General features: G+C 64.2%; 9 protein-coding genes. 3 read left to right on the top strand and 6 right to left on the bottom strand.

What is annotated here, in order from left to right; translation table 11 throughout:
* Positions 1–615: 615 nt before the first annotated feature.
* Positions 616–795 (top strand): hypothetical protein, encoded by a 180-nt coding sequence (locus BSZ39_RS13350; RefSeq protein WP_143180317.1) that lies wholly within the window; start codon positions 616–618, stop codon positions 793–795.
* 89 nt (positions 796–884) lie between these two features.
* Here the strand turns inward: BSZ39_RS13350 and BSZ39_RS01485 are convergent, their stop codons facing one another.
* The 3 genes from BSZ39_RS01485 to BSZ39_RS01475 form a co-directional block, all read right to left on the bottom strand.
* A complete protein-coding gene (locus BSZ39_RS01485; RefSeq protein ID WP_073715628.1) occupies positions 885–3,137 on the bottom strand; it encodes a beta-glucosidase in 2,253 nt (750 codons plus the stop codon).
* Positions 3,138–3,217: 80 nt separating this feature from the next.
* On the bottom strand, positions 3,218–4,174 hold the full coding sequence (locus tag BSZ39_RS01480; RefSeq protein ID WP_073715627.1) for an L-lactate dehydrogenase: 957 nt from the start codon (positions 4,172–4,174) through the stop codon (positions 3,218–3,220).
* 52 nt (positions 4,175–4,226) lie between these two features.
* Positions 4,227–4,757 (bottom strand): hypothetical protein, encoded by a 531-nt coding sequence (locus BSZ39_RS01475; RefSeq protein WP_073715626.1) that lies wholly within the window; start codon positions 4,755–4,757, stop codon positions 4,227–4,229.
* Positions 4,758–4,787: 30 nt separating this feature from the next.
* Here BSZ39_RS01475 and BSZ39_RS14780 point away from each other — a divergent pair, with 30 nt between their 5' ends.
* The gene (locus BSZ39_RS14780) at positions 4,788–4,913 is read left to right on the top strand and encodes a hypothetical protein (protein ID WP_281247106.1); all 126 of its coding nucleotides are present in this window, start codon (positions 4,788–4,790) and stop codon (positions 4,911–4,913) included.
* On the opposite strand, the gene BSZ39_RS01470 is transcribed toward BSZ39_RS14780, so the two are convergent.
* Positions 4,910–6,172, bottom strand: a complete 1,263-nt coding sequence (locus BSZ39_RS01470; RefSeq protein ID WP_245792395.1) for an LCP family protein — start codon at positions 6,170–6,172, stop codon at positions 4,910–4,912. The two genes, BSZ39_RS14780 and BSZ39_RS01470, sit on opposite strands and share 4 nt — an antisense overlap.
* The gene (locus tag BSZ39_RS01465) at positions 6,165–7,295 is read right to left on the bottom strand and encodes an LCP family protein (RefSeq protein ID WP_083602844.1); all 1,131 of its coding nucleotides are present in this window, start codon (positions 7,293–7,295) and stop codon (positions 6,165–6,167) included. Before BSZ39_RS01465 ends, BSZ39_RS01470 begins: the two co-directional genes overlap by 8 nt.
* Positions 7,296–7,499: 204 nt before the next feature.
* Between BSZ39_RS01465 and BSZ39_RS01460 the strand changes: the two genes are divergently transcribed.
* Positions 7,500–9,413, top strand: coding sequence for a DUF6541 family protein (locus BSZ39_RS01460; protein ID WP_073715625.1), 1,914 nt, complete (start codon positions 7,500–7,502; stop codon positions 9,411–9,413).
* Here the strand turns inward: BSZ39_RS01460 and BSZ39_RS01455 are convergent.
* Positions 9,349–9,807: a DUF2304 domain-containing protein gene (locus BSZ39_RS01455; RefSeq protein WP_083602843.1), complete on the bottom strand. Its 459-nt coding sequence runs from the start codon at positions 9,805–9,807 to the stop codon at positions 9,349–9,351. The genes BSZ39_RS01460 and BSZ39_RS01455 overlap by 65 nt on opposite strands.
* Between the last annotated feature and the right edge of the window lie 5 nt (positions 9,808–9,812).

The following is a 9,812-nucleotide window of genomic DNA, read 5'->3' as shown; positions in this document are numbered from 1 at the left end:
GTGAGTTGTAGAAGATGAACTCGAGGATCACGCGGTGACCGCCCTGCTGTCCAGCACGACCACCCCGCTACACCACTATGAGGGACTCAACTATCGAGCGTCGGAGTGCCGCAAGTGTTCTGCCTGGGGAGGGTCAGTCGCGGATCCATCAGATCAGTGTTTGCTCGTGGGCAGCTCCGTGTCAGGTCATAGACCGAGTAGGAACCAAAAAATGAGACGTCTCCCCTCTTTGATTGCGTTGGCAACGGCTCTGGCGCTCGCTGGCTGTTCTGGAACTCCGCCCACGCCGCCTCAGTCAGTTGCCCCGTCGTCCGAGACCACAGCGAGCTCGGAGCCGCAACCATCTGCATCTACGGAAGAGGGTGATTGGCCTAAGGGTGCGGATTTCTCGCCGAGTGACATTGATATGCGGGACCCGGAGGTCGTTGGCCGCGCTTTCATCAAAACAGAGTTCCTTCAGGACGCGGTCGTCGATGCCAACCGATCCTCTCGACCAACCGTGCGGCATGCTGGACTACCGGTGATCTTAAGGAAGAGTTTCTACGTCCCGACCATGTCAAACCGAGCAGAGAGTGGAACAAAGCCGCAGATCATCGCGCTTACACCGTCGTCACAGTGGACGACGCGGACTTCAATCCGCCGCCGGATGAACCTGGAAACATCTGGCGGGACTACGCTGTGACGATCCAATGGAAAGGCCGCGACGGCTGGAGCAGCGAGCCCGAAATCCGCTATCGCAGTGTCAACCTTGTCAAACAGCCGGACGGTACCTGGCTAGTTAATGGAGTCGGTTAGCGAGGCCGGCATGGATCACGCCCGAGAACGAAACTGAGGGGCTTCGGTGCGGCTGGCTTTGCCACGTGACGGTACCGAAGTCCCTATCGTTACTTCACCCGGTAGCTCGCCGCTCCCTTCGTCGACGCCACGTCGAGTCCAGCGCTGAACACAAATGTCCCCGCGGGTACCTCGTATGCCTGGGTGGCGGTGTTCCATACGGACAGCTGCAGCGCCTCCACGCTCATCGTGAGCGTGCGCTCCTCACCGGGCGCGAGGGTGACCTTGTCGAACGCGACGAGCTCCTTCGCTGGGGTTTGCAGGCCCGCGCGCTCCGGCTTCTTCACATAGACCTGGGGCGCGACCGCGCCCGCCCGGTCGCCAGTGTTACGCACGGTCACGCTGACCTTGACGGGCTCGGTCGCCGAGCCGCTCGCGGCGGCAAGACTCGGTTCGGAGACGTCAAACGTGGTGTACGACAGCCCGAAGCCGAACGGGAACGCGGGCTTTTGGCCGAGCGTCTCGTACCAGCGGTAGCCCATCATGATGCCCTCGGTATAACGCGCCTCGAAGCCAGCCTTCGCGCCCGGGAACTGGGCTCGCGTATTGGCCGGGAACTGCGAGTTCGTCGCGGGGAAGGTCTGTGGCAGTCGGCCCGACGGGTTGACCTCGCCGGTCAGCAGTCGCGCGGTCGCCTCGCCCGCGGCCTGGCCGGGGTAGAAGACGTTGAGGACGCCGCGGACCTTGTCGAGCCACGGCATGAGCACGGGACCGCCCGCCTGCACGACGACGACAGTATTCGCATTGCCCTTCGCGGCCGCGCTCACCGCGTTATGGATGTGCGGCAGGAAATCGAGGTTCGGTCGGTCGATGAGCTCGGTCGAGATCTGGGTGGCAAAGACGATGACGTAATCCGCCTTCGCCGCCTCCCGCTTGATGCCGACCGGATCCCACTCCGAGTGGTAGGCGACCTCGATCTCGGGGCCGAGGCGCTTCTTCAGGGCATCGATCGCGGAGTCGGAAGCGACTGGGCTCGTGACATTGGAGGAGCCACCTCCCGACATCGGCTTCTTCGCGCCCGACCCGACGATGAGGACGCGCGAGACGGACTTGCCTTCGAGCGTCGTGCCGATCGGCAGCATGCCGTCGTTCTTCATGAGGACCGCGCCTTCTTCGACGGCACGCTGGGCGACCGCGTTGCCGCGCTCCGGCGGCACCTCCGTGATGGTGCGCGCGCGGTCGGCTTCCTTCTCGTCCCACGGGTGGTCGAACATCTTGAACCGGAACATCTGGACGAGGGTTTCCTTCACCCGGCCCCGAACGTCATCCCACGTCATCTGGCCCTTGGAGACGGCGCGGTTGATCTGGGACTTCGTGGTCCAAAAGGATCCGGGCAATTCGACGTTCAGGCCGTTCTTGATGTCGGTCGGGGACCAGGCGGCGGGGTAGTCGGTGACGACGAAACCACCGAAACCGTGCAGGTTGCGCAGGTCATCGATGAGAGTTTCCTTCGAGCCGCACGCGGTCTTGCCGTTGATCTTGTTGTACGCGCACATCACGGCCGCCGGCTCGGCCTGCTGGATCGCGATCCTAAACGGCATCTCGTAGATCTCGTGCAACGTGCGGTCATCGACCTGCGAGTTGTTCAGGGTGCGGTTGGTTTCCTGGTTGTTCGCGACGTAGTTCTTCAGCGTCGCCATGATGCCGGTATCTTGCAGGCCACGTGTATTCGCCGCCGCCATCGAACCGGCGAGGAACGGATCCTCCCCGAAGTACTCGAACGTGCGGCCTGCCTGCGGGTTGCGGGCGAGGTTGAAACCGGGCCCGAAGATCAGATCCTGGCCGCGGTCGGCTGCGTCCTGGCCGATCGTCTTGCCGTAGGCATAGGCGAGGTCCTTGTTGAACGACGCGGCTTGGGTGATCGGGGCCGGAAGGGCGGTCGCTTTCTCGCCGTTGCGCAGGCCCGACGGGCCATCGGACATCACGAGGGCCGGGATTCGCAGCTCTGGGATCGCGCGAATATAGCCGATCGACGGTGGGCCTCCGGGCTTTAGGCGCGTGCCGATGAGGGAGGAGTAGCCGTGCAGCATGTGGACGAGCTGGTCCTCGTTCATCGCATCGACCAGCAGCTGGGCTCGCTGTTCCGGAGTCTTCGATTGATCGAGCCACGGCCACGTGGCTATCTCCTCGGCGCTCGGCTGGTATGCCGCGGCTGACACCACCGCGGTGGGTGGGGCCGTGGGACTAGCGGCGGCGGACATACCAAGACCCCCAGTCGCGAGGAGCGCGACAACCGCGGCGGTCAGCACGCGTCGGAACTTGGGGGTCGTGGGGGAGTGGAACGGGCAACCGGGTGGCGTCATTGCCGGACCTCTTCATTGCTCGGGACACGGTTAGTCATATTCAACCAACACTTGTTGGTCACCGGCAATGGAATGGGAGATTAAATCCCGAGCGAACGTTGCACCGCGAGCAGGGCCTCCGCGCTCTTGTGGAACAGGGCGTCCTCGCGCTCATCGAAGGGGAATTCAATCGTGCGCTCTACGCCCTTGCGGCCGACGACCGAGGGGACCGAAAGCGCGACTCCGGAGATGCCGCGGTAGCCGTCGAGCATCGTCGAGACGGGCAGGACCGCGTGGTGGTCGCCGAAGAGTGCTTCGACGATCCGGGCGCCTGCGACGCCGATCGCGTAGTTCGTCGCACCCTTGCCCTTGATGATGCGGTAGGCGGCGTCGGTGACCTCGTGTTCGAGCTCGTCGAGGATTTCCGGGGTGAAGACCTTATTGCCGTCGTTATCGCACCACTGCAGCAGGGGCGCCTGCCCGATCGTGGCCGAGGACCACAGCGCGAACTCGGTATCGCCGTGCTCACCGATCATCATCGAGTGCACCGAACGCGGCGAGATGCCTACCTTACGGCCGACGAGCCATCGTAGGCGCGACGAGTCGAGAACGGTTCCCGAGGACAGTACGCGGCTGCGGGGCAGGCCAGAAATCTGTAGGGCCGCGGTCGTGAGGATGTCGCATGGGTTGGTCACGAGCATGTAGATCGCGTTCGGCGCCTGCTGCAACAGTTTGGGCAGCAGGTCGGACAGGATATCGATATTCGTCCCGGCGAGATCGATACGGGTCTGGCCAGGCTTTTGCCGCGCACCCGCGGTGATGACGACGACATCGGCATCTCGCACGCACTCGATATCGGCGCCGCCGCGGATATGTGCGGCCTGGAAGAACTGAGTTCCGTGGGACAGGTCGAGCACCTCGGCCTCAACCTTTTCCCGGTTCACGTCGTAGATCGCGACCGTATTGGCGGAGCCACGGATCGCGGCCGCGTAGGCGAGAGAGGTGCCGACGGATCCGGCACCGATGACTGCGAGCTTGGTGAGTGGTGAGAGCGTCATATCTCCATCTAACACCCTGCCGTAGACTAACCTTGTGACGTGGTGGCGGTGGTTAATAGCGGGTTTCGGCGATGTTGCGCCGCGTGCCTTGAATTATCAGGTGTTCGCGAAACTTCTCATGGCAGCGGTCATCGTCCCGCTCTATGGTGTCGCCGGCATCTAACTCGCGTCTTCCGAGGGCGCGGTCACCAACGCGACGATCGTCCAGTTCCTCTTCACCTGGCGTGGCATCGTCTTTGTGTGCCTGACCCTGTTCTTGCTGCTCGTCGGGTTCGTCATCGAGACCAACGGCTATATCGTCCTGACCGCCCGAGCCCGCCACGGCCGGCCGGAGACGAGTTACCGTGAGCTGCTGCGCTACGGGCTCGTGCGCTCGAAGAACCCGGGGGCCTCGGCGACGTGTTGCTGGTGTTCTACCTCGCGGTGATCGTGCGCCGATCTCGGGGGTGGGGTTTAACCTCAGCTTCCTGCAGGGCATCAAACTGCCCAATTTCATCTCCTCGTTCATCGAGTTCTCGACGCTGTATTCGCGGTCGTCGGGATCTTTGCCCTGATCGCGATCGCCGGTACCTTCACGCTTCACCTCATCGTGCTGCTCGACTTTAGGGTGTGGATGTCAAGGTCGCCTCGCACCGTGCGGGCGGCTTCGGCACGCCCGAAGCAGGCACTGGAGGTCTTCCAGGAAAACCTGGAGCTGACCGATACCGAGTGGTTCCAGCGGATCTTCTTCGACCGTTAGCTACCGGGCGCGATCTGCATGTCGTCGGCGGTGAGGGTACCGGCGGTCATCTTGGAGAAGAACTCGACCGCGCGCTCGGTATCGAGCTTGATCGCCTGGCCAATCTTGCCGGGGCGGAAGTTATAGTCGGCGATCGGCGGATGGCCAGTGAGGCCGCCCTCGCCGGAGGCGGCGCGGAAGTACCACGCGAGCCACGCAAGGTCGATAATGCCGGTTGACTGATCGACGGTGAGGGCCTTCGTACCGGCGCCGACCGTGGAGGTTTGGGAGAACGGGTTGATCACGAAGCCGGGCGTCGCCGCCTTCTTCACGACCGCGGAGATCACCTGGCGCTGGCGCTCTTGGCGGCCGATATCGCCCTTGGGGTCGGAGTAGCGCATGCGCGCAAACGCGAGGGCCGTCTTGCCGTCGGTGTCGTGGCAGCCGGCCTTCCAGACGAGTTCGGACTTCGGATCATCGACGTCGTAGTCGAGGCACAGGTTCACGCCGCCGACCGAATCGACGATTTGGCGCACGCCACCCATCCCGATCTCGACGTAGTGGTCGATCGTGACGCCCGTGAGCCCTTCGACCGTGGAGACGAGCAGGGGAGCGCCGCCGATGGCGTAGGCAGCGTTGAGCTTGTTCTTGCCGTGGCCGGGAATCGCGACGTAGGTATCGCGCGGCAGCGATACCATCGACGTCTGCCCGTTGGGCGCGCGGTGCAGCATGATGATCGTGTCGGTGCGCTGACCCTCGGTGTCGTCGGGGATCTCGCCGTCCGCGCGCGAATCCGAGCCCGCGAGCAGGTATGTCGTGCCATCCGTGGTGGCGGCGCCGGAGAGCGCATCGATCTTATTCAGCTTCGAGTTTGCCCAGATGAGTAGGCCGACCGGCCAGGCCAGCAGGAAGACGAGCAGGAGCGCAAGGATGATCGGGATCCGGCGTCGGCGGCGGCGCCGAACTGGACGCGGCGCGGGTGCCGGCTGCTGGGAGACGGGAGCACCCATCGCGGTCTCGTTGACCGGGCGCGCCACCTGCGGAGCCGGCTGCGGGGGTGCCTGGCGGGCAGGGGGTTTGCGGGCCGGTGGAATCGAGCGCGGCTGTTCGGACTGCTCGGAGTTGCCGAGCAGCGACTGCCGCTGCGGCGCATTCGGCCTGCGGACCGGCTTGAACCGGGGCTGGTCGCCCGTGCCGTTCGCGTCGACGCGGCGCGCACCGTCGGCGCCCGGCGCTTGTGATCGCTTCTTCGGTTGGAACCGGGGAGGCAGGTCACTCATTCGGTTGCGCATTCTCTCGGGTACACGTCGGGAACTCGTCGTCCTGTTCGGCCGTCTTGCCCGGCTCGGTGCTCGCGGACGGGCTCGGGGTCGCCTTCGTCGCTGTCGGGGACGGGGACGCCGATTCGCTCGGGGACTCGGACGGGGTTTCCGCATCCGGGTCGTAGTTCAACGGCCGATCGGCCTTGATGTTGTCCCAGACGCGCTGCGCATCGGCACCGATGTAGATCTGGTCGCCTGCCCAGCGCACGGGAGTCGTAAGGAACGTGACCGAAGCCGGATCGATATTGCGAATCGAGTAGGCGAGGCCGGCCATCGTCGTGAGCGATCCGATCTGCGGGCCGGCCGACAGGGACTTCGTCGCCGCATCCAGGAAGGAGTAAAGCGACGGCAGGTTCGTGAGCAGGTTCAGCTTCAATGCTTCGCGGATGATCGCGCCGACGAGGCGCTGCTGGCGTTCGATGCGGCTGAGGTCAGAGCCATCGCCCTGTGCGTAGCGCGAGCGCGCCGCGGCGAGGGCATCATGTCCGTCGAGCAGGCGGCAGCCGGCTTTGATGTGCAGGTCTGCGCGGCGGTCATCGACGTCCTTCGGGAAGTACAGCGGGACGCCGCCGAGGGCATCAACCATCGTCTGGAAGCCCTGGAAATCGACGACGACGTAGTCATCGATATAGACCCCGGTGAGGGATTCGACGGTCTTGATCGTGCAAGCGGCAGCCTCGGACACGTTGCCCTTGGCGCCACCGCGAGCGAACGCTTCGTTGAATTTGCGGTCCTTCGCGGCCCCGGTTTTCGTGCCGTCGTGCAGGTTGCAGGACGGGATGTTGATGCGTAGGTCGCGGGGGATAGAGACGACATCGACACGATCGCGTTTTGCGGAGACGTGGATGAGCATCGTGACATCGCCGCGCATGCCTTCGATCGACTTATCGGCGAAGTCGCCGTGGCGGACGTCGGAGCCGATGACGAGCAGGTTAATGGGGTGACCCGCGTTCGGGTCGAGCGGGGGCGGCGAGGTGCTCGCAGACGGGCGGTTATCAATAAGTTTATCGATACTGGTGACCGCGACATTGCCCTGCAGACGCCACCAGGCGAGCCCGAAAGAGGTGCCGAAAAACAGCACGATACCCAGGACGGATGCGAGCGCTACATGCCACCGCAGGCGGCCTTTTCGCGGGGTCCGCGAGTAGCGCGGAGGAGCTTTCCGTATCTGGGCATGACGATTTTTCTGCACGATATCCGATCATACGCGATACGACAAAAACCATCTCGCGGGTGGGCAGGGCGATCCGACCAGGGAACGAGGTAGGCATGCCAGACTTAGAGTGTGCTTACTGTCCTGACCGTCGCCGCGGTCGCCTTCCTTCCCGGCGCTCTCACGCTGAGGATCCTTCGGATCCCGTGGCCGTGGGCGCTGGGACTGGCCCCGGGAGTCAGCCTCCTGTTGTCTGAGGCCATTGCGACGGTCACGTATCTCGTCGGGCTCCCCTTCAACCTGGTGTCCGCGGCGGTAGGCCTCGTGATCGTCCTGGCGCTCGCGGCCCTTGCGCGACTCGTCGTCTCTGCGACTCCGCACTTTGTTGCTCTCAAGCGCTGGACTTACGCACCGATCGCCCTCGGCGTCGTTCTGCTCGCCCTGCCGCTCATATGGGGTATGGGCTCGCTTTCGACGCTGCTGCAGCAATGGGATGGTGTCTTCCATTTGTCGTCGATCCGAGCGATCCGCGATAACGAGACCGCGAGCTCGCTGTGGTCACTAGCCCCGCTCTATCAGCAGGGCGGCAGCCCCCGCTACTATCCGAGCGCGTTTAACGGCCTGATTTCGCTTGCCTATGGCGAGGGTGTGCAGGTCCTAAACGCCTCGATCTACGTGTACGGCGTTGCGGTGTGGGCAAGCGGCATGCTGCTCCTGGCCTGGCAGATCGAATCCCGCCTTGGCGAGACACTGCTCATCCGCCCGGGCATGCTCACGGCGTGGATCCTGCCGGTCTCGGCTGCCTTCGTCACCGTCCCCGCGGTACTCTTTCCGCTCCTGTCTGCCCTTCCGTACGCAGCGGCCGCAGTCATCTTGCCCGGCGTTATCGCTGGGCTCACCGACCGGAGGCTTTCGATCCGGTGTGCCGCCGCAGTCGCGACGTTCGGAATGGCACTTGCCCACCCGATCGCGGTCGCCTCGCTCGCCGCGGTTCTCGGACCGATCACCCTCGCCTGGCTGATCCACGTCGTCCCTAAGGCGTGGAACTCCGAGCGCGCGATGCTCGTGCGAGCGGGCGTAGTCGTGGGCGTCCTCGCGGCGATCGGTGTCGGCCTCGTCTACTGGAAACTGTCCGCGAGCGTGCGAGACTTCGAACGCGGTGCCGGAGCGAACCCCTTCGGAGAATTCGCTGCTGCCCTCATCGATTACACCTCGCTGTGGCGCGCCAATGACTGGTACCTCGGGGGAGCGCTCCTCGCGATCGGAACGATCGCCGGGCTGGTCTTCGTCTTCCGGCGACTGCCGCGCTGGGGCGCATTTGGTGTCACCGGCGCGCTCGTGTTGCCACTCGTGATCCGAGCGGTCGCGCGCGTCGATAATGTGTGGCCGCGGACCCTTGCGACGCCCTGGTATTCGCAGGCGGCCCGGATCGCCCCCGTCATCACCATGGTCATGGCGCTGCTCGTGACGCTCGCGATCGCCGTCATCCTCGGGGTAGCCAGCTGGCGCCGAGTCGCTGCAGTGTTCGTGATCGTCGCGGTGGCGACCGCCGGATTCCGTATCGTGCCGCGCACCCAGTTGGTTGCCGCGGCCTATCAGCCCGGCTCGATCGCCTACGGCACGATGGCGGACGAGGATGACCTCGCAGTCCTGCGGTGGCTGAAGAAGCACGGCCTGCCGCATGAAGGATCGATTATTGGGGATCCTGCAAACGGAGCGGCGTTCGCCTACGGCTATTCGGGTGTCGATTCTCGGGTCCGGCAGCTCACGCTCGCTGCCCAGCTGCCGACCGTCTGGTCCGCGATTAAGGGGCTGGCTGAGCGGCAAGGAGAACTGTGCCCCGAACTGCGCAAGCAGGGGATCCGGTATCTCTACCTTGACGAGGATACTAAGGTGCAGGGCGCCAAAGTGAGTATGGATTCTTCGGGCATGTATGGCGTCGACACGTCGGGCATGACCCGCGTGACGAAGGCAGGCAGCGTCAGCGTGTGGGAGCTTCCGGATCGATGTCCTCGTTCGGTCGCGTCGGCGGCTGCTGATGAATAGCCTCCGGTCCCGGGGCTCGAGAAATCGCGAGCTGACGCGATAGTTCGGTAATTCGACGTTCCATGGCAGCCACCCGCTTGAACGAGGTGGCCACGAAGCTGAAGAACGCAACAACGAGGGCATAGAGCAGTAGGTCCGCGCCACGACCAACCCCGACTATACGGGCGATCTGCGAGGCGGCGGACGGGAAGATGATGAAATACACCGCGACGGCCGCGAACAGGGCCATGAAGATTCGACGGATCGCCTGGTGGCGGGCTCCGGCCGAGGACCGGGTCAGGATGATACCCGCGATGACGACGCCAAGAATCAGCAGCAGCTGGATCCAAAACCGGTTCGTGGTGGCAAAGGACGTGAGCGAGGCTTCCGCGAGCACGAGCTGGGAATGAATCATCTGGG

Source organism: Bowdeniella nasicola (assembly GCF_001907295.1).
Taxonomy (GTDB): Bacteria; Actinomycetota; Actinomycetes; order Actinomycetales; family Actinomycetaceae; genus Bowdeniella; species Bowdeniella nasicola.
This window is presented reverse-complemented; position numbering and strand designations above follow the sequence as displayed.